Below are 20858 nucleotides of genomic sequence, written 5' to 3' on the forward strand. Positions count from 1 at the left end.
TTGAACTCCTTTCTGTTCTCACGGGGTATTAGGGGCTGCCCCCTAACAAGCGAATTTGGCTAACCAAATTCAGTGCTTGGTAAGACATTGCTTAATCCTCGTCCTCATACATACATTCTCCACACATCGGGCAGTAGTACGGACAGTCCGAACAGCAGGCGTCCTCCATATCTCCATCCTCGTCTGCATTTTCTTCACAACCGTCCTCATCATACTCGTCAGCGTCCTGAATATCGGCTTCGCCGCATACAAAATCCTCATCAGAAAACTCGATAAGGTCGGTATCAAAGAGAACGATTTTGACTTTCTCCGCCGCCTGTTCGGGGCTGTCGGCATAGACGGAAATGGTCTTTTCATAGTGTCCTGTGAGCGTCACATCATACTTTTTCAATGGTTAATTCCTCGCTTTCATTCTTAAATTTTTGTTGGTCTGGCTGTCTTTCTTCTTGAAAATCTGCTATACAATCAACGGGCATCCCTCCTTTCACGGGCGGGCTTCTGCCTTGCAAGCCCCAGATAGGACATTAAAAAATCGTTGACATCTTTTCCGACAGGCGGCGGGGCGTCAACGATTTGGTAGTCCTTTTTCAGTAATTCTGTTAAGGCGGCAGTACATAGCCTGCCTGTCTTGTCATTGTCCAAGTGCAGGATAATGGTCTTGATTGGCGGGTTTTCCCGCAGGTAGGTGGAGAGGGCAACAGGGATTTTGCTCTCGGAAATCTCCTTTTTTGGCTGATACACGCCCGACAGGGAGAGCAGGTTTTCCGCACGGTAGTCCTTCCCCTCGCACTTGAGGTAGGTGGCGTAGGACAATAAATCAATGGCGGCTTCAAATAAATGCACGGTATCTGTCGGCTCTCTTGCCAGAAGTCGGAACGAATACCGCTTGTCGCTGCCCGATGCGTCCTGTTTGAAAGTGCTGCCGAGCGTACTTCTAAGAGCCGCATACTTGGGCGTTCCGCTTTCATCTTTGCCAATAAAAACGGCGTTGTGATAGTCGGCACTCTCATAAAGCGTGCCGTCTGAGATACACTCCTGTATGAGCTGATAGTCAATACCACGCCCGAAAAGATACTGTATCACTCTGTTACAATCCTTATTTTTTGGCGGCTGGAGCAGGACTTTCGGTTTATCTTTCTTGGGAGCAGGGGGTGGCTTCCATTCCGCCATCGTCTGTCCCGTGAGAATTTCCACGGCTTCTACGAAGTCATATTCCTCGACCTTGATGAGATAGTCGAGGGCAGAATAGCCGCCGAAACCTCTCGACCACCAATACCATTTGCCGTTGGAAATCTTTAAGCTGTCGTGTTCTGCTGTACAGTACACATTGCTTGTGCCTTTGACCTTAACGAGATTGCTCGGCTCAAACTCACGCAGATAGGATAACAAATCAATCTGCCGTACCCGTTCAAGCACATCTGGGTCAATCTGCACATAGGGTCGGTTAGTTCTCAATGGATAAAATCACCTCCAGAAATAGAAAAAGCCGAGGGGCTTTCGTTAAATGAAAACCTCTCGGCTATGTAAGTTACCAATTAAATTTTTCTTTCTTCTTGAGCTTCATAAATTCATCTGCAAATTTTTCAGCTGTTTCACGGTTCTTATCAATACTAATTGTTTCTTTATTATATTGTGCTGCCCGTGTCCAATTAAAAGTCCCATGAATAACTGTTTGTAAATCAATAATACAAAACTTATCGTGCATTATATTTTTGTAAAGTGATTCAATAGACACCCAGTATACTTCAAAATTTTCATCTAAATTAAATGAAGCATTCCTATTTTTATCATTATCATCTATAACAATCTGGATATTTAGCCCTTGCCGTTTTTTCTTCTTAAGCTCATTGAAAATGGCTGGGTCGGTAAACCAAGCCATTGCAATCCAAATAAGATATTTTGCCGCCTTAATCTCATCAATTATCTGGTGCTGTATATCTTCAAATAATATCTCTTGGCTTATTTCTTCATCGTTAGGCAATGCTCCTGGCTTTATCTCCACACCAAAAAGTTCATAATCATCATTGGGCGGATATATTTCATAACAGATATCACATAAATAGTCGCTATATGATTTAAGTTCAATGAGTTTATCTGGAATAATGCAAAGGTAAATATATTCCTTATAATGATTCCATAGGTGATATGTAAATTCTCCTGTCTGCTCATAGTGTATCGTTACTAATCTAAGTAAATTAATAATTTTTTCTTTGTCTGGGTGGTCGCTAATCTTAACAGTGTCAATAAGCAACTTTTTGAAATCTTTTTCTTGCATGTAGTATCCTCCTGCCAATTTTATTAGTCATTTTCACAAAATTCGTGCTTTTAACTATTTTTAAACTTATAACATAAACTAATCATTTCCCGCAGCATCGCTTATATTTTTTTCCACTACCACACGGACAAGGTTCGTTTCTTCCGATTTTCTTTTTCTTTTGCTGTTGCTTATCCACTCTTATTTTACTGGCAACAAAACTCGGAGCAATCCCCTTTTGTATAAAATCTATTTTTCTCAAGTTATATACTAACTCTAATACATAAAATATAATGCGGAAATTTTCTATACATAAATCCGCAAAATCTATTAAATACAAATCAACGGACTTATTTCTATCTTTGAAAGTAATCAATTGTGTTTCATAATCAATATCACTATCAAAATGCTGGATGGCGTTTCTAACTCGGTTGTTCAAACTACTAATAGGTTTGCCAAATGGTTCTTTTTCGTCTACATATCCATTTTTCATTTTATTTCCGTTAGATTCCCTAATAAAATCTTGATAGGTCTTGCCATTAACACACTTTGTTGAATCATTCCGAACAAAAATGTTATTAAGTCCCAAAATCACTTTAAGATTATCAAATATCCACTCATAACTTTTGGCATAAAAGTCTGTCAGCTCATCAAAATTAGCGGTCATAATGCCAAATTGATTTTTATCAACATTTTCAAGACAATCTCCATTTTTTAGAGCTATTACGGGAATTAATTGCTCATATACCTTAGCAAATAACTCAATTAGTTTGAATCCTTTTGTTTCAATGCTATTGAAATCAATCTTGCTGTTAGCAATAAATTCGCTAATCTGGGTAAGATAATTTCTATCCTCAATTACTAATTGTCCTATTTTCGTATACTCTCCTAAAGTATCTTTGCCAATAATGATTGAAATGCCTGTTGTGGTGAGCAAAAGTTGGTGTAAAGCTACTGCCGCATCAAAGTTGTTTTTTACTTCTGAAAAAGGAATATACGGGTACTGTTTAATCATGTCCGTAACCCTTGCAAAGAGTATCCTATCTTGGTTATTCCAAAATAACTCAAAATTTTGTTTCATCTCACTCAATCCAGACTTAACAAAATTAGCAAAATATATGGTTTTTTGCGTTTCCTCTATTGCCTTTTCATTACTCCCGTAAAGTAAAAGATTTCGCATATATGGAGAAAGCTCAATTTCATTTAGTTTTTTGTGGGTGGCTTTTCTGGTAGGGAATTCGGCTGATAATTCAACTGAGTAAAATTCCTCATCATCACATTGTACAATATCAGCATTTTCAACATTGATATTATTATCTTCTACAAAAACTTTTCCATATATAGTAGAATGACACTTGGGGCAACGGACATGAAAAGGAATATCAAATAATCCAATTTGAGCACGAAGATTTATCTTCATTTTACAAGCATTACACTGAACAAACACATTATTGACCATATTTTATCTCCTCTCGTTTTTATAATTATATCAGTTTCCTACGGAAAACTCCATATAATACCCATATGAAAAGACGGCATCAGCTTAACGCCAATGCCGCCCATTCTCGGTTATAAAATTCCTGCCTTTTTGAGATACCCAACGCTGTCATAGCACCCTCTGAAATAGATTGCTTCCTGCTGCATATCGCTGAGCCTGTTCCGAAGCTCCAAAACTTTTATCAAAGCCTTACACTCCTGCTCGGATAAATCGCTCGGCTTTTCCGTATCCAGAGCCTCCATCACTTTTGGATACTCCTTGTAGAGTTCCTCTATCCTTTCCTCTATGGAACGGTATTCTGGATTTTCTTTGGGCAGCTTTGCGATAACGGAGCTTAGATATTCAGCAAAGATGTTGCTATGCACATCAACAAAGGTTTCAAATCTGAAATTATCAAGCACACCTTTCACCTCCGACATTTACTAATCTACACCTATTATACTTCCCAGAAATCAGCAATACAAATATGCAAACCGCATTATCTCTCCCGACTTGCACATTTTCTTTCGGGCTGTTCTTCTGTCTGCTCTGGCTCGGTATCCATAACGGAAGTATCTTTTTCATTTAGATTCAGCTCAATGTTAAGAGCGTTCAGCCGTTCCGCTTTTTCTTTCAACTCATCTTCAAAGGCAAAAGGCTTCTTGATTTCCTCCTTTGCGGTTTCAAGCTGTGCGATAGTTTCCGCCTTTTTGGTCTTGGCAGCTTCCAGTCTGGCAGAGAGCTTTGACAGCTCGTTCTCAATTCGGGTCAGATTTCCGAGGGCATCAGCACCTAAATCAACCTTGTGCTTTGCCTTTCCGCAAAGATTCATACAATAATGGGCGTTGACCGTATCATAATAAATCTCCATTCGGAAACCTCGGTAGCTTCCAATTTCTGTGGGTGCAGACATCGGATAATCCTTGCAGATTGCAAGGAGCATCTCGCCTGCGTCTGCCTTTTCGGTGTAGGTCATACCTTTTAGGGTCATCGGGCAGAACTTATCCTCACCCTGCGGCTTGTGCTGCTCGGCAAGAGCTGCATCATTTTCATAGCCTGCAATGCGTTCCTCATACTCCTTAATGGTCTGGGGATAGTATTTCAGCACCCTGTCCTCAAGGTCGTAATGTTCGGAAAGATAACTCTGCTTTAACACTCGAAGCTTTGATACCTGTATATCCAAATCCATCTTTTCCTTAAAACGGGCATCGCCTGTGGCAAGCATTTTAACCTCCGCAAAGGACAGGGCAACCTCGTCCACATCTTCAGCAGAACGGACAGGGCTTTTGCTCGTCATTATCTGGCTGATAAATTTCTGCTTGCTCTCCACCAACTGATAGAGGTAGGCATCAAAAGTTTGCTCAGTCACATAGCGGTAAACCTCCACCTCTGGGAACATATTGCCCTGCCTTTCAATACGCCCCTGCCTTTGTTCAAGGTCGGAAGGACGCCACGGACAATCAAGGTTATGGATTGCTATGAGCCTGTCCTGCACATTCGTACCTGCTCCCATCTTAGGAGTAGAGCCGAACAGCACACGGACTTCGCCGCTTCTGACCTTGCCGAACAACTCTTTTTTCTGTGCATCGGTGGTCGCTTCGTGAATAAAGCATATCTGCTCCGCAGGGATACCACGGGCTATCAGTTTCTCCCTCATATCGTCATAGACATTGAAAGTACCGTCATTTTTCGGGGTGGACAGGTCGCAGAACACAAGCTGTGTCGCTTTGGTATCGGCGTGTTCCTCCCAGATACGGTACACATTATCCACGCAGGCATTGACTTTACTGTCTGGGTCATCTGGCAGCATCGGGTCAATCATTCTCTGGTCAAGAGCCAGTTTCCGCCCGTCATTGGTTATCTTGAGCATATTGTCGATGTTCGGCTCGACAAGCCTTGCCCTGACTTTCTCAGCCCGCTTCGCAAGGGAAGCTACCATTTCGGTCTGTATCTCGCTCGGCTTGGTCTTAATATTGTGGTAATTGACCTTTGGCACGGGGAGTTTTAGCATATCGGCGGTCTGAATATCCGCCACCTCACGGAACATCTGCATCAGCTCTGGCAGGTTATAGAACTTGGCAAACCTCGTCTTGGCTCGGTAATTTGTGCCTTCGGGTGCTAATTCCAGAGCTGTAACCGTTTCTCCAAAGGTGGAAGCCCAACTATCAAAATGCTGTAAACCGTTCTGTGCAAGGGTATCATACTGCAAGTACCTCTGAACAGAGTACAGCTCAACCATTGAATTGCTGACAGGCGTACCCGTTGCGAAAACCGTGCCACGGTTGCCCGTGATTTCGTCCAGATAGCGGCATTTCATAAAGAGGTCGCTTGATTTCTGGGCTTCGGTCTGGGCGATACCGCCCACATTCCGCATCTTGGTGTAGAGGTACAAATTCTTGTAAAAATGGCTCTCATCAATGAAAAGCCTGTCAACGCCGAGCTGTTCAAAGTCGATGACCGTATCCTTACGCTTAGTGTCGTTGAGCTTTTCGAGTTTTGTCTTGATTGCCTTTCGGGTTTTCATTAACTGTTTGACCGTGAACTGCTCGCCTTTGGAAGCCTGCACATCGTCAATGCCACGCTCAATATCATCAAGCTGCTTTTCCAACTGCTCCCTCTGGCGTTCTATGCTCATCGGGATTTTTTCAAACTGCGAATGCCCGATAATGACTGCGTCATAGTCGCCTGTGGCAATCCTGCCGCAGAACTTCTTGCGGTTTCCCGTTTCAAAATCCTGTTTGGTCGTGACAAGGATATTCGCACTCGGATAAAGCCGCAGATACTCAGAAGCCCACTGACCGACAAGATGATTTGGCACAACAAACATTGACTTCTGGCATAAGCCGAGCCGTTTGCTTTCCTGTGCAGCGGCTACCATTTCAAAGGTTTTTCCTGCTCCCACCTTATGGGCAAGGAGTGTATTACCGCCATAAAGGATATGGGCGATGGCGTTGACTTGATGGGGTCTTAGTGTGATTTCTGGGCTGATACCTCCAAAAGTGATATGGCTTCCGTCATACTCACGGGGTCGCACAGAGTTAAAAGTGTCGTTGTAATAACGGACAAGGCGGTTTCGCCGTTCTGGGTCTTTCCATATCCAATCCTGAAACGCCTGCTTGATGACTTCCTGCTTCGCCTGTGCCGCCGTGGTTTCCTTTGCATTGAACACCGCTTTTTTATTGCTGTGTTCGTCATACACATAATCAAAGATACGGGTGTCACGCAGGTTTAAGGTGTCCTCAATAATACGATAGGCGGAAGCCCTTTTCGTACCATAGGTGCTGTCCGCCTTTACATTCCCCATATCGGAGCTTTTATTCTCTATGAACCAGTCTCCGTTTATCGGGGTGTATCGTACCTTTAATCTTCCTGCGGCATAGCTTGACGGAGTTAAAAGCTCCATCACAAACCGCTGTATATCTTCCTGCAGTATCCAAGTCGCACCCAGACGGACAGAGATTTCCGCCGCCGAGAGGTCTTTGGGAATGACCTTTTTCAAGGCATCCACATTGACTGCAAGCTCTGGGTCATTCTTCGCAGCAAGCTCCGCAACCGTCAGCTTGTTGCGGACATTTCCCGACAGATACTCGTCTGCGGCTACATAGGAAACAGGCTCACAGTTCGGTACTTTGAAGATAACACCTTGTAAATCCTGCACAAGCTCAGCCTGCGTTTTGCCTGTGAGCAGCTCCATATAAGGCAAATCAACACGGGCTTTCTCCCCGATAGAGAGGGCAAGGGCTTCACTTGCTGTTTCAACCGAAGTTACTTCTCGATGGGGCTTAATAGTCCGCTTCGTGAACATATCCGCTTTCCGTTTGAAGTTGCCCTCATCATCAAGCACCTCCAGAGAACATAAAAGGAAGTAGCTCTCGTCTGAAGCAAAAGCAAGATAATTTCCTCGGCTGTTGATTAGACCGTATTTTGCGGTATAGGCATCATACAGACGGTTGAGGTTTTCCTGCTCGGTGCATATCATTTCCTCTGGGTAATCCTCGGTCTGATACTCAATGAGCTTACGCACACAGTCACGGATTTGGATAAGCCCTTTGATACGGTTTTCTGCGGTCATCGACACAGAAGCAGGTTGCATACGGTCGTTCTCTCGGAAATAAACCTTGCCGTCCACCAGAGTAAAAGAGAAATTACGCACATTCGGGTCAGCAGGAACGGAAAGCTCCTGCTCATCGGAGATTTCATCAACCCCATTATCAAGCTCTGGGATTTCGCCGTTTATCCTCTGAACTACATTGGACAGAAGCTCGGAAAGTGGTATATCCTTACGTGCTTTACAAACAGGCTCAAAAGTACCAAAGCGTGTGCTTTCCATCTTTATTTCACCCAACACCATTTCGGGGTGTTCGACAAAATATCTGTTCATCGTAACACCGTTTCCGTCCGTATCAAGGTGTACCCAGTCTGGCTCTATATCCATCACTCGGTCACGCTTTTGCAAGATAAGAATATCGCTCGTGACCTCCGTGCCAGCGTTTGCCTTAAAGGTGTTGTCTGGCAGACGGATAGCACCTAAAAGCTCGGCTCTCTGAGCAATATACTTGCGTACCTCTGGACTTGCTTTATCCATCGTACCCTTTGAGGTAATGAACATCACAACGCCGCCGGCACGGACTTTATCCAGAGCCTTTGCAAAAAAGTAGTCGTGTATGAGAAATTTCTGGGCGTTGTATCGGCTGTCATTGACCCTTATCTCCCCAAAAGGCACATTGCCGAGGACTACATCAAAATGGTCGTCTGGGAGATTTGTTTTCTCAAAGCCCTCAATAGCAATGTTCGCTTTTTGGTAGAGCTGCTTTGCAATCCTGCCTGTGAGAGAGTCGATTTCCACGCCGTGGAGCTTGCTGTTTTGCATACTTTCGGGAAGCAGACCAAAGAAATTGCCTGTCCCGCAGGACGGCTCCAAGATATTTCCCTGTGAAAAGCCCAGGCGGTCAAGTGCGTCATACATCGCCTTGATAACAACAGGCGGCGTATAAAAAGCGGTCAGCGTTGACTCCATAGCGGCACGGTATTCCTCTGGGGATAGGCTGGCATATAGCTCCTTAAATTCCTCCGCCCACGCCGCATTGTGTTCATCAAATGCCATAGAAAGACCGCCCCAACCGACATACCGAGATAGGACTTCCTGTTCTTCGGGTGTGGCAAGGCGGTTTTCGATTTCAAGCTCGTGCAGCAGGTTGATTGCCGCCATATTGTTACGGAACTTTTCTTTTGCTCCGCCGACACCGATGGTGTCATCGGTAATACGGAAATTATGACGGTCATTAATAGGAACGGCAAGAGCTTCCGTTTTTTCTTCGGGTGGTAATTCGGATTTTTCCTGTTCCAATAGCTTTTGGATATAACCGATTTTCTCCACTCGGTTTATCGGAAAACCCACATTGTTCTGGAATGTGATGTCACGCAAGGACACATCGCCGCTGATTTCCCCGATGCTCTCAATGAGATATTTACGGTTATCTATGATGATTTCCCTTCCTATGAGGTCGTCTGTGGATTGCTCCACTTCAATGGCAGGAGCTTCTGAGCCATTCAGTTTATCGGCATACGCCTGTGGTTTTTCTTCGACTTCCTCGGCTGTCCTGTACCAATCACTTTCGGTAGCCATAATCTCATCAAGGAGCTTTTCGTCCTCTTGGGTCAGCTCGGTGTGCTGTTCCAAGAATGGGATAAATTCATCTCTGCCACGGAGTAGGCTTTCTCGGTCATCTCCATATAGCTGTTCACCCTTTGGCGATAAGGCATAATCGTAGAAATTCTTAATGTGGGCAATTAAATCGCCCTCACCATCGCCAATATCAAACCGCCCTTCATAGTTAAATTCCTCGCCGCCGATAACAGCCTTGATAACAAAATCTGTCTTGTGATACCACCCGATATTTTTATCGCCCTCACGCTCACGGTGCTGTTTCTCGTCCAAAATACCAAGCAGCTTATTACCCAGAGCAAAGCTCAAATCCGTATAGCGGTCATTAAGCTGTCTGTCATAAAAGGCAGGGTGTTCGGAAAAACCGATAGAAAACTGTATTCCGTCCTGCTTTTTCTCGGACGGTGTTTCTGTCCTCTGTTTCTCGGTTACGACCACTTTCAGATGGTCATTTGCAGGATTTTCCGTTAGCTTTTCTTCAAAGTCGGCTCGGCTGTATTCCTGCCCCAAGATAGGGAACTCGGCATTTTGCAGATAGACCTTTTCCTCGGTAAGTGTTGCAATCTCATATTTATCCGCACCGATATACACCACATCGCCCTCATTGTAGAGGTAGCGGAGTGGGTGCAGCTCCCTTAATTCCTCGGTAAACTTCCACCCATTACTGCGGCTGAAAACTGAGGTCGTTTTCCATTGTACCTGTGCAAGAAAGTCTATGAGCTGTTGAACAGTTGAGGGGGCGGACAGGTGCTGTTCCATTTGCTCGGCGGTAATATCAGCAAGGTCGCTTCGTCCCACAACAGATAACAGGTCTTTTTCGTACCTGTCCAAGTCACGGATAAAGTCAGATAGCCGCAAAGCAAGGGTATCCCGTTTGTCGGCAGGCGGCAGGTCACGGTGGGCGTCAATAAAACGCTGCCTTGCTATTTTCCTCTGGGTGTCAATCTCATATTGAGGAGCTGACACGCTCTCCAGATAATCGGCATAATGGTCTTTTTCTTTCGGATTGAGATAGCGGTTATCCTTAATCAGCTCACGCAGACGCTTTTCAACCTGTGACCATTTCAACACAAGGTCGTGATTGGTATAAGTGCCGTTTCGGTCAATGGCAAGACCTTTGCTGTCATGCCAAGAATGACCGCTGAAACCATCGGGGAAGATGTGCGTACCGCCGCCCGTTCCATACTCATTTTTAAGGAACTCAATATTTTTCTGTCTGTCCTCGCCCTTTTGGAATTGGCGGTAGATACGGTATTTTCCGTCCGCAACGCCACTGCCTTTCTGAAGCACGGAGTCAATATCTTCTTTGGAAATAGCAAAAGCAGAGGCATTTTCGTCCTCTGCTTTTGCTATCATTTCGATTTGTTCATCTACGGTTGGAAGATTGACCCTGACCTCATCATCTTTGGCAACGCTTACCTGTAAATCAGTTCGGTCAGTATCACTTCCTCCGCTTGGCTGCGGATGTTGTTCATCAGTCCGACCCACTGCATCGGAGCTTTCTCTTTCAGTTCCTCTGTTACGCCCTGCTCGGCTGAGAGCTGCTTCGTCAGAAGCTCCAACCTCTGGAGTGCTGTCTGCTCTACCTCGTGCAGATGCCCGTTCAGCCTGCCCGATGTCAGCAGGTTGAGATAGGTCACTCGCTTGTGCTTCTCCAGATAATCCCTGTGCATCAAAGCGTACCTGCCAAGCGGAAGCTCTGGCTCTGTCGGTAATGTTAGGTCGGGAATAAGATAATCCCTCTGTCTGCTGTAAGTGATTTCGCTCATTGTATTCGCTCCTTTCGGGTTGTTGTCTGCCTTTATCATACTGAGCCTGCGCTCTTTGTTCAAAGGTGCGATTCTGGTCTTTTTCCGCCATTTGCACATTTCGGATAGACTGTGAGATTTCCCGTAACGCCATTTCCGCAATATCGCTCGTGGCAACGCCGATGGCGTTTATCGTTGCAGGGGTATTGAAATTTACAATATCCGCAAAATCCTCTCGGTCAAAAAACTCATTCGTATCCAGACCGCAGCGGCTGATCAGCATAAAAGCAACGCTGTTTGCTGCCAGCCGCCTGTAAATGACTTCTATATTAAAGTCGTCCAGTTCTTCCAAAAAGCTGTCTTTCGTGCAGTCCTTTAACTGAGAAAAATAGTCTTGCAGATTGTCCTCCACGGCGTTCTTTGCCGTTTCCATTAAGGCAGAAGCAAGGTCAGTGCTTTCCACATCTCCAAACCTGTCCGAGAGCCTTTCCATAACAGCCTGCTCGTATCGCTCATCCATCTGCCATATCGGAACAGGGAGGCTGCCATAATAGCCCTCGTGGGTGTCGGACACATCAAAATAGTATTTCAGCGTATTCCTGCGACCTTTCGGGTCAAATACGGCAATACCCTTGCTGTCCTTATTGACCCAACGCTTGAACTGCCTGTTCCAAGTTTCGAGCTTCGCAACGGCGACAGCATCGGGGCGTTGGGCGTATATTAAAAGCTGTTCGTCAAAACGGCATTTATAGTTGCGGCAGGCAGAGGACAGAAAGCCCTGCCACGCCTGCGGATTTTTTGCAACCGCAACGCCTGTACGCCGATACAGCTCTGTGATTAGCTGATACTTCGCAGCCATTCAACCTACACCTCCTTATCGTTTCTGTTTCAAATATTTCTGTTTACTCACTCAGCACCACCGCCAAGAAAAGAAATGACCTTGTTCGATTTAATGCTCTTTTGCAGGTCATTGATGAGAGTAATATCCCCAACCGTGATGCCCTGCATAGAAAGAATATCGTCCATAGTCATAGCGGCAATCGCTTTTTCATCGGTAAAGCCTGCTTCCAAGACCTTATTCAAGACCTTGACGGCTTTCTGATTAACAGCCATATTCTAAATCCTCCTTATCGTTCTAAATCCTTGTGCTTCGGTGTTTTCTGCGGCGTTTGTTCCGCAGGTTTCGGCTCATAGGTCGCCCCGTTTTTCTGCATACGCTCGGCAAACTCGCAGATGTGGTACAGATTGCTGCCGACTTCGGTATGGTATTCATCAATGAAGCGGCAGGGATACTCCCGTTTCTCTTCCCAAGAAGTCGTGACAATGACCTTTCCGCCGTCGGGGATACGGAACAGTTCTTTATATTGAGGATCAATAAATCGGATACCTTGTTCTGCTTTCTGGATATGCTTATCAAGCCATTCCTTCACATAGCAATAGCAGTAGAAATTATAGTCGCCTTTGGTGGGATTGCACCGAAGCAGAAAAGCGTGTTTCTCCGTATCCACACGGAAACCGTACTCCGTACAATAGTTACCCTTGATAGCACTTTCGGGAAAATGCCTTGCAAACGCACTCATATCATAGCGGTTATGCAAAAGCCCTTTATCCTCCCGTAAAGCATTGATGACCGTATCAAGGTCTGCCTTAAATTCGTCAGATTTCCATTGTGGTCTGGTATCAAACCAAGTGGTGTAAAAGCCATAGCCCGTCGTGGCAAAGTCACCACGCAGATGCCCGATAGTGCCTGTCTGCCCCTCAAGCTGCATACTTTGGGCATAGGTGTATTTCTGTTCTGTCGGGGTTAAAGGTCGTATATCCATATCAGCGTTCCTCCCGATTTCGTTGCTTTTTCTCTTTTTCATGCTGTTTCATTTTTGCAAGAGCTTCCTTTGCCCAATCGGGCATACATTCGGGCTTAATCTCGCCAAGCACATCATACCTTTCCCATCTGGCTCTTTCGCCTGTGGCAAGACAAGTTCCGAATACCGCCTGACCTCTGCCGCCTGTTGCTCCGTGTCCACCGTCTGCCAATATGAGCTGATAGGCGGGGTGCTGATATTCATACCGCTTCGGCTCGGAATTGATAACCACCACTTTACCCACGATGTTACGCATACCGTCATCGGGGATACAATGCTCTTTTGTAAACACGGTCTTATCAAAGGGGAACTTGGATAATTCCTCTTTGGTGCGGTCAATCTGCGACTGCACTCGGTCAACAAAAATCTGCATTGCTTCCAGATAATCGTCCGAAGCAACACCCTCTGTCGGCCACGCTGCTGACAGAGGGTTGTTGTAGTCGCAATAGCAGACCATAAAGGGATGCGGGTCTTTTGTATCAACACCGAACACGACCTCTTTATCTCCGATATAGATGCTCTGGGTAATCTCGTAATTACCGAGCATTCTTTTTTCTTTACTCATTCGGCTGCTCCTTTCTTTCCTTTTTCTCTTTCTGCTCGTCTAAAATCTTGCGAATACAGACATCGCAGAAAATAACTGACCCATCCTTATATCGGGGATAAGGACAGGTCGTGCAGTCATATTTTATTTTATCGCTCACGGTCATCACCGTTTTTCTGCTTCTGGGAAGGCTGATTATAGGGCATACGGCACTCTGACTGGTATCGTTCATTCAGCTTTTGCCGTGCATCATCAAGCTCATTCGTGTAATAACCCCAGAAATAATTTGAGCCGCCCTTGCAGTACCAACACACATAAGGGTTGGGTGCGTTGGGATTGTGACCGATGACAAGCTCTGTACTCCCGATAGTACAGCTCTCAATGATTTCATAGTTCTGATTGGAGCGTTTTTCTTCGTCCATAAGCACCTCTCTATTCTTTGGCATAACGCCGATAGGCTTTCTCGCCCGTGGCTCTCATTTTCTGAACAGGGCGGCTCCCTGCAAGCTCTGGATACCGTGCCTGCAGCTTGCGGCGTGTCCTGCTGACGCTCTCAAAGCTCGGCAGACCGAGATATTTGTGCTGCGTCATTATCTCTGCAAGCGGCATTGCCCCTGCATCCTTCAGACAGGCATTACAAAGTGCAAGATATAGCACCATATCGTCATTTCTGGCATCTTCATTCTTTTCCAGAACAGCCCTGACTTTCTTTTCAATGGTTTTAAGGTTTTTCATTGTTACCTCCATAAAGGAAAGGGCGGCATCTTTCAGCCGCCCAGACCACTTACTTTTTCTTTCTGTTACGGATATTCAGCCATACCGCCGCACCCACAATGAACACGACAAGCACGATTGCGATAATGGTTTTAGCGTCCATCAATTAGTCCTCCTTTTTCTTCTTTCTGTTCTTATAGCCGACAAATCCGAGAACGCCCGCACCGACAACAGACAGAGCTGCAAGGCTTACCCATAAGCCCAGATTGAAGTCATCGCCTGTTTTCGGGGTATCCCTGAACTCATTGTGCATCTGCACGATAGCCGTAGCGTCCACCTTGACCGTTGCCTGTTTATCGGCAGGCAGGATATATCCTGCGGAAGCCTTGTCGCTTACTTCGGATACGGTATAGTCGCCAATCCGCAAGCCCTCAATCACGATTTCTCCGTTCTTATCTGTCTTAAAGGTCTGGTCATAGTCCACGCCTGTCACACGGAAAGAGAAGCCCTCCACCTTACCGTCAGAGGAAGTCTTTACGATTTTAAGAGAGCCTTTCTGTGCTGCATTGATAAATCCTACACCCGCCTTATTTTCCACGGTGTAGGTCTTGCCGTTCTCCTCAACGGATACGGAATACACATTTTCATCAAGCACAAAGCCTGTCGGAGCTTTGGTTTCCTTTACCAGATATTTGCCGTAGCGGAGTTCACTCATCTGGTAAACGCCGCCGTCAAGTTCTTTCATTTCGCCAAGCAACGTATCGTCTTTATCCAGTTTCCCATCGCCATTGGTATCGGAGTAAACCTCAAATACCGCACCAGACAGCTTGTTGTCGGGATAATCCTCATCAACCTTTGTCAAAGCGATATTGCCCTTAATGAAGTAGTTGACAAGTTCGATTTCCACAACTTCGTCCACCTTGCCGATAGTCACGGCGATTTCTTCCTCGGAGAGTACATATCCCTTCGGGCTTTCGATTTCACGGATTATCCAAGTTCCATACGGTACTTTGGCAAAAGAAAAACTACCATCATCTTTTGATGTGGTAGCTGCAATCGCATTTTCCTTTGTAAACTCGGTAGTTCCTGTCTTAAAGATACCGATAACTGCACTGCCCAGAGCTTTTCCATCCTCATCAGATTTCTTACCGCTTACAGAGCCGTAAATAATGTCATTTGTGATAGCTTCGCCCTCATTGGCTATGATGCGGACAGTTTCGGTATCCTGTCCTGCGTATTCAAAAATAACAGGGTATTTTGCATCGCTGACAATATATGCGGAGTTGGTCGAGGTTTCCTGCACATAATAGCTGCCCATCGGCAGGTCGCTGATAGCTTTCCCGTGACCGCTTTCATCAAGGGAAATGACCTCAATCAGACCGTCCGCAGGAATGGTCTTTCCATCTGCGGCTGTGAGTTCCTCCGCCGCATACAAGCCAAAGGTCACATCAAAGATTTCTCCATTCTTGCCAATGCCGTAGGCTTCATCAATGGCAAGGCTCTTGATGAGGTCGATTTCAACACGCTGTCTTTCATTATAGAAAGAAGTAGCCGTTTCCGTTACATCAACATTCTGTCCTGCATACACAAGCTCAACAGAACGAACTTCCTCATTCAGCACCATTCCATACGGAGCTGTGATTTCCTTAACCTCATATTTTCCGAGATACAGTTCTTTGGATTTTGCTGTACCGTCCTTTCCTGTCGTAACGGTATCCACAACCTCGCCCTTGTTTGCTCTGACCGTTCCGTCCAGAGTGACAATATCCTCGGCTGCGGTAATCTCATAGACTGCACCCTCAAGACCGCTGACAGAGAAAATCGGCTGATACAATCCCTTATCGCCTGCCACGGAGCTGAATACTTCGCCAGACTTTTCTACTGTAATTGTACCTTTCTGTGCCATATTGGAACGTACTACCTCAATAACGGTAATGCCGCTTTCTTCCTCGGAATTTTCCTGCACCACATCAAAATAAACAGGCTCGGAATTTAAGACATACCCATACGGGGCTTGTACTTCCACAAGGGAATAGCCTTTGCCGTATTCCAATGTCTGCGGTGTGATAAGGTCGCCGTCTGCCGTAGTATAGAAGGTGTCAATGGTCGTCACTTCGGGATAAGTGAAAGTCATAGTCACAAGATTTCCATTCGGGTCGTAAATCTGGAAGCCTGCACCTGCATACGGGATTGTATTGCCTGTTTCTGCATCTTTCTTTACGATTTTGATATAGCTCTCAAAGTTAGCGTTGTTGATAAGGTAGCGGTAGGTCTGACCGTCCTTGCTGATAAACACATCAAAGTCTTTCATCAGTTCACGCCCCTCCCAACCAGAGGTCTGGCGGACGGTATAAATGCCATACGGCATATCCTTTGTCTGGGCAAAACCGTTCTCGTCACATGTCAGCACATCACGCTCGGTTTCCTTTGCATTTTCATAGCTGCCTGCGGATTTGAGGAACACTTCAAATACCGCACCTTCTTCGGGTGTTTCAATCTGGGTTTCCCCGTTATCCGTATGCTTGATGAGTGCGATATTGCCTTTGATGACCTGTTCATTCACATCGTTTGCGGTACTGTTCAGCTCTACCGTGTATAGCTCTGGTTCTGCACCTACCTTGTGGATTGCGGTATCCAGAAGATACCCCTCGGACGGGCTGATTTCACGGACAGTCCAATCATTATCACAGATATAATACTTGGTCGTAAACTGACCGTTTTCATCAGTCGTGTAGGTGTCAATCAGTTCCTCACCTTTATAGATGCCGTAAACCGCACCTGCAAGGGAAGCGTCGCCCTGCGGAGAACCTGTTTCTGCATCGGTCTTTGTCACAGTCACTTGGAATTTCTTCAACACATTGTCGAAGCTGCGTTTTGTGACCTTGTTCCATTCAATCGGAGCTGTCTGGGAAGCAGGAACGACATAGCGGACTGCGGTATCCACTTCCTCAACCACATACGGGGTATCGCCACTGATAAGGACATTTTCAAACTTAGCCAGTCCGTTTTTATCAGTCACGGCATACTCGTCAACAGGCAAGCCGCTTAAAGATGTGCCATAAAGGTGGAATTTCATTCCCTCCACCAGATTGTCCTCGGAAGTCTTGACGATTTCCAGACTGCCACGCTTCAAAGTATTGCTGAAGGTCACAGTAGAGGTTTTTCCTCCGATAAGTGTGACGGTCTGGGTTTTCTGCGGCTCATAACGGTCAATAGACTGTTCTGTGACCGTATAAGTGCCAGGGAATAATCCCTCCACGGAGACAGAGCCGTCCTTTCCTGTCTTAACTGTTTTATTGAAGTTATCACCTTTGATTGTAAAAGAGATGCCCTCCACAACTCCGTCCTCAGAAGTCTTTTTGAGGGCAATCGTGCCTGTCGGCGTTTCGATATTGATATATGCAGACACGGTATCAGCATTCTCCACACCTGTTACCAAATCCTGCAAGTTCGGGTCGCCATAGGCAATGAGCTTTGCACTGCTGCTGACAGTCGGCACATTGTTCCTCTTTGCCGTAATGCGGACAGAACCGCTGATAGCTACGGTGGAGCTGATTGTCAGCTTATTTCCAGACTTCGATACACTCACATTGCTGTCAGAGCTTGAAAAGCTGTAATCGGAAAGGACGCCGTTGCTGTCCGTCAATGTGATGCTGTACTTTCCGTCCTTGTAGGCAAGCTCCTTTGTGATGTCATTCTTACCGCCCGACATAAAGCTCGGAATGGTGTTATGCTCACGCAGCATTGCAACAATCTGGTCATACACTGCCCTTGCTCCGCTGTTGGCATAATTTGAACCGAAGTGCAGGCTGTAAACGGTGGTGCTTGTCTGGTTATATGAGCCTGTGGCTTCACGGCAGCCTGTGACAAACTCCCATACGAGAGTCTGCGTGGCAAGCCATTTTTCATCATCACTTCCCGACAGATTATTTCGGTTGCCCTGATACCCATAGAGCAGGGCAAGCCCAACCGCCTTTTTCTGGTTGGCTGAAAGTGCGTTCCAAGTATCAGAGGAAGCCTTTTTCAAGGTGTTTCCTGTTTTCAGCGGTACTCCCGGCTGAATACAAAACGCATTCTCGCCATCCACAAACATACGGTACTTGTAATTTCCTGTTCCGCCTGCGGTATAACCACCGATATTCGCACTGGAATTGTACCTCATCGCATTACCTTTGCTGTCATAGGTGTGAGAAAAGGAAATTGTCCCGATGTCACCCGCAGCAAACGCTGTCGCAGGCATTATAGATAATGCCGTGACCGTAGCCATTACAAAAGCCGCAGCCTTTTTGAACAATTTAGGGATTTTCATAGTTACCTCCTGTAATTTGGATTGAATATTTTGCCTTACTGACCGAAAAAAGCTGCCCGTTATGGACAGCTTAAAGTATTTCTTTTCTCGGATAGTTACTGGCAGTAGTTAGGGGGTGAGGTGTGGAGAGGGGGAATCCAAAATAATGGCTATCCACTCAAATGGGCAGACCTCGCCCTCGGTGTGTGGCTATCTCTCGTGAGCCTTGTTCCGCTGCAAGTGTCGGTTATAAAACTCCAACGCCTTGACAACAAAATCCGTTTCCTGCCCTCTGGGAACAGTCTTTGGAATGAGCTTGGTTATCCTCTCGTCACGGAAAGCAGGTTTTTCCTTCTGATTGGGCTTTTCTTCCTCCATAATGGACTGGATAACCTCGGAAGTGAGCTTGCCATCTTGGTTATACTTCTTCATTTTGATAGCCTGTGCCAATGACGGGGTAGCATCGTTGTACTCCATTGCTTCAAGCAGGGTGTATTGCTGTTCCTCGGTCAGATAAGAAACCTCAACCGCAGGACGAAAAGCAATCTGCCTTTCATCTACCATTTGCAGGATTTCGGGAACAAGCTCCGTTAGACGGATATAGCGGCGTATCTGGTCTTTGCTTTCTCCAACAAGTTCTCCTAATTCCTCATCAGAACGCCCTTTTGATAAATTAGTCGCCAATGGCGACGCATTTTCTTTTGGGGGTCTGCCTGCCTGTCGTTTCATAGCTTCCAACCGCATTTTATACGCAAACGCTTTCTCACTCGGCAAAATAACAGAGCGTTGGAGATTACTTTCCACCATAACAATAATGGCTTCATCACGGGTAAGCTCTTTGACCTCGCATTTCAGCGTTTCAAGTCCTGCAAGTTCACAAGCCTTTTTTCGCCTGTGACCACTGATAAGCTCATACCGTCCGTCCTCTTTTAAGCGAACTGTCGCAGGGGTCATTACACCGTTTCGCTTGATACTCTCAACAAGTTGTTCCATATCTTCGTCCATCAAAACCTTGAACGGGTGGTCTGGAAACTCGTCAATCTCCGATATGGGAATATCCCGTATCTTGCTTAGCTTTGCTTCCTCACGGCTTTCGTCCGTCTGAAAAAGGTCATCGTATGCGGTCAGCTCGATTTTGGTTTCTCTGCTTCTCGCCAATCTCTGCCACCTCCTTTCCTAACTGCTCATAGGCTGCGGCAACCTTGCCGCTTTTGTCGTAAGCAAAAATACTTTTGCCTTCTGCGGTAGCTTCCACCGCACGGATAGAATGAGGTATCTCGGTATCAAATACCTTGATTTTCTTACCGTATGCACTTTTGACCGTTGCCGTAATTTCCTTAGAAATGTTGGTACGGGGCATTACCATAGTCATTAAGATACCGTCTATCCGCAGCTTTGGGTTGATTTGCCGCTTGACCATTGATACGGAGCGAAGCAAAAGCTCCAGACCTTTAGCCGAGAGATAGTGGGGCTGTGTCGGGATAATCACGCTGTCAGCCGCCGCCAGAGCATTGATGGTTATCATGCCTAAGCTCGGCATACAATCAATAAGCACATAATCGTAATTCTTTTTAACCTCATTGACATAGGTTTTCAGCACACGCTCACGGCTCATTGCATTGATTAGCCTTACCTCAAAGCCCGACAGCTCAATGTTTGACGGAAGCAGGTCAACGCCCTCTCTGTGATGGATAATACCCTGTGAAGCATCAAGCGTTTTATCGTCTATGATGTTCTGCATCACAGTAGAGAGCGTTATGGGAATATCGTCTGGTCTGTTATAACCCAGAGCCATCGTGAGTTTTGCCTGTGCATCGGCATCAATCAGCAGGACTTTTTTACCCTGCTGCACCAGACTTACACCCAGATTGACCGCTGTGGTTGTTTTTCCGACACCACCTTTCTGGTTAGTCAGAGCAATTACTTTGCAATTTGACATAGATGCGTCCTCCTTTCACATAGATTTAGCCACTTTGTCAAGGTGGCTATGTAAACAGTACCAGAGAACGCAAAAAAGCCGCCTACTCTTAAAATCAATAAGAATAAGCGGCTTTGTAATCTGCCTTAGACATATTCAATTTTCATTCTCTTGGTCGGTGCATTTATGACCTTAAAAATAAGCTCGTCAATACAATCCGTATATCTGCCTTGCTGAATAAGTTGATTTTTTAACTCTACAAGGCTATGTATCAAAAGTTTTCTTTCGTGGCTATCCAAATACAGATGATTAAGATTCTCTCTCATAAGCACACCTCCATTTCTTTAGCTTTATTATATTTGAAAGCAGGGGAAAGGACAATCTGCAA

16 protein-coding genes are annotated in these 20858 nt (G+C 45.7%); all 16 read right to left on the reverse strand.

Features of this window, described 5'->3' with window-relative positions; genetic code table 11:
* Positions 1-91: 91 nt before the first annotated feature.
* Positions 92-391, reverse strand: coding sequence for a hypothetical protein (locus KQH81_RS10745; RefSeq protein ID WP_230028256.1), 300 nt, complete (start codon positions 389-391; stop codon positions 92-94).
* A gap of 74 nt (positions 392-465) precedes the next feature.
* Positions 466-1455, reverse strand: a complete 990-nt coding sequence (locus tag KQH81_RS10750; RefSeq protein WP_230028258.1) for a DUF3991 and TOPRIM domain-containing protein — start codon at positions 1453-1455, stop codon at positions 466-468.
* Positions 1456-1528: 73 nt separating this feature from the next.
* A complete protein-coding gene (locus tag KQH81_RS10755) occupies positions 1529-2275 on the reverse strand; it encodes a phospholipase D-like domain-containing protein (RefSeq protein ID WP_226854303.1) in 747 nt (248 codons plus the stop codon).
* An 82-nt stretch (positions 2276-2357) separates the two neighbouring features.
* The gene (locus tag KQH81_RS10760) at positions 2358-3713 is read right to left on the reverse strand and encodes an SEC-C metal-binding domain-containing protein (protein WP_230028261.1); all 1356 of its coding nucleotides are present in this window, start codon (positions 3711-3713) and stop codon (positions 2358-2360) included.
* A 110-nt stretch (positions 3714-3823) separates the two neighbouring features.
* Entirely contained in the window at positions 3824-4153 is a 330-nt protein-coding gene (locus KQH81_RS10765; RefSeq protein WP_230028263.1) for a DUF6664 family protein, read from the reverse strand.
* Positions 4154-4230: 77 nt separating this feature from the next.
* On the reverse strand, positions 4231-10752 hold the full coding sequence (locus KQH81_RS10770; RefSeq protein ID WP_326839241.1) for an LPD25 domain-containing protein: 6522 nt from the start codon (positions 10750-10752) through the stop codon (positions 4231-4233).
* A gap of 59 nt (positions 10753-10811) precedes the next feature.
* Positions 10812-11264, reverse strand: coding sequence for a TnpV protein (locus KQH81_RS10775; protein WP_326839242.1), 453 nt, complete (start codon positions 11262-11264; stop codon positions 10812-10814).
* A gap of 786 nt (positions 11265-12050) precedes the next feature.
* On the reverse strand, positions 12051-12257 hold the full coding sequence (locus KQH81_RS10780) for a hypothetical protein (RefSeq protein WP_025577652.1): 207 nt from the start codon (positions 12255-12257) through the stop codon (positions 12051-12053).
* 14 nt (positions 12258-12271) lie between these two features.
* Entirely contained in the window at positions 12272-12967 is a 696-nt protein-coding gene (locus tag KQH81_RS10785) for a hypothetical protein (RefSeq protein ID WP_230028267.1), read from the reverse strand.
* A gap of 1 nt (position 12968) precedes the next feature.
* Entirely contained in the window at positions 12969-13571 is a 603-nt protein-coding gene (locus tag KQH81_RS10790; protein ID WP_173848393.1) for a hypothetical protein, read from the reverse strand.
* A gap of 128 nt (positions 13572-13699) precedes the next feature.
* Positions 13700-13972 (reverse strand): hypothetical protein, encoded by a 273-nt coding sequence (locus tag KQH81_RS10795; protein ID WP_230028269.1) that lies wholly within the window; start codon positions 13970-13972, stop codon positions 13700-13702.
* 10 nt (positions 13973-13982) lie between these two features.
* On the reverse strand, positions 13983-14297 hold the full coding sequence (locus tag KQH81_RS10800) for a hypothetical protein (RefSeq protein ID WP_456151765.1): 315 nt from the start codon (positions 14295-14297) through the stop codon (positions 13983-13985).
* A gap of 133 nt (positions 14298-14430) precedes the next feature.
* Positions 14431-18573 (reverse strand): SpaA isopeptide-forming pilin-related protein, encoded by a 4143-nt coding sequence (locus KQH81_RS10805; protein ID WP_230028271.1) that lies wholly within the window; start codon positions 18571-18573, stop codon positions 14431-14433.
* Positions 18574-18762: 189 nt separating this feature from the next.
* Positions 18763-19710, reverse strand: coding sequence for a ParB/RepB/Spo0J family partition protein (locus KQH81_RS10810; protein ID WP_038671851.1), 948 nt, complete (start codon positions 19708-19710; stop codon positions 18763-18765).
* Positions 19664-20491, reverse strand: a complete 828-nt coding sequence (locus KQH81_RS10815) for a ParA family protein (RefSeq protein WP_230028273.1) — start codon at positions 20489-20491, stop codon at positions 19664-19666. Before KQH81_RS10815 ends, KQH81_RS10810 begins: the two co-directional genes overlap by 47 nt.
* Positions 20492-20616: 125 nt before the next feature.
* The gene (locus tag KQH81_RS10820) at positions 20617-20796 is read right to left on the reverse strand and encodes a hypothetical protein (protein ID WP_230028275.1); all 180 of its coding nucleotides are present in this window, start codon (positions 20794-20796) and stop codon (positions 20617-20619) included.
* Positions 20797-20858: the final 62 nt, after the last annotated feature.

Origin of the sequence: Clostridium cadaveris (assembly GCF_020911725.1) — a bacterium.
Taxonomy (GTDB): domain Bacteria; phylum Bacillota; class Clostridia; order Clostridiales; family Clostridiaceae; genus Clostridium_X; species Clostridium_X cadaveris.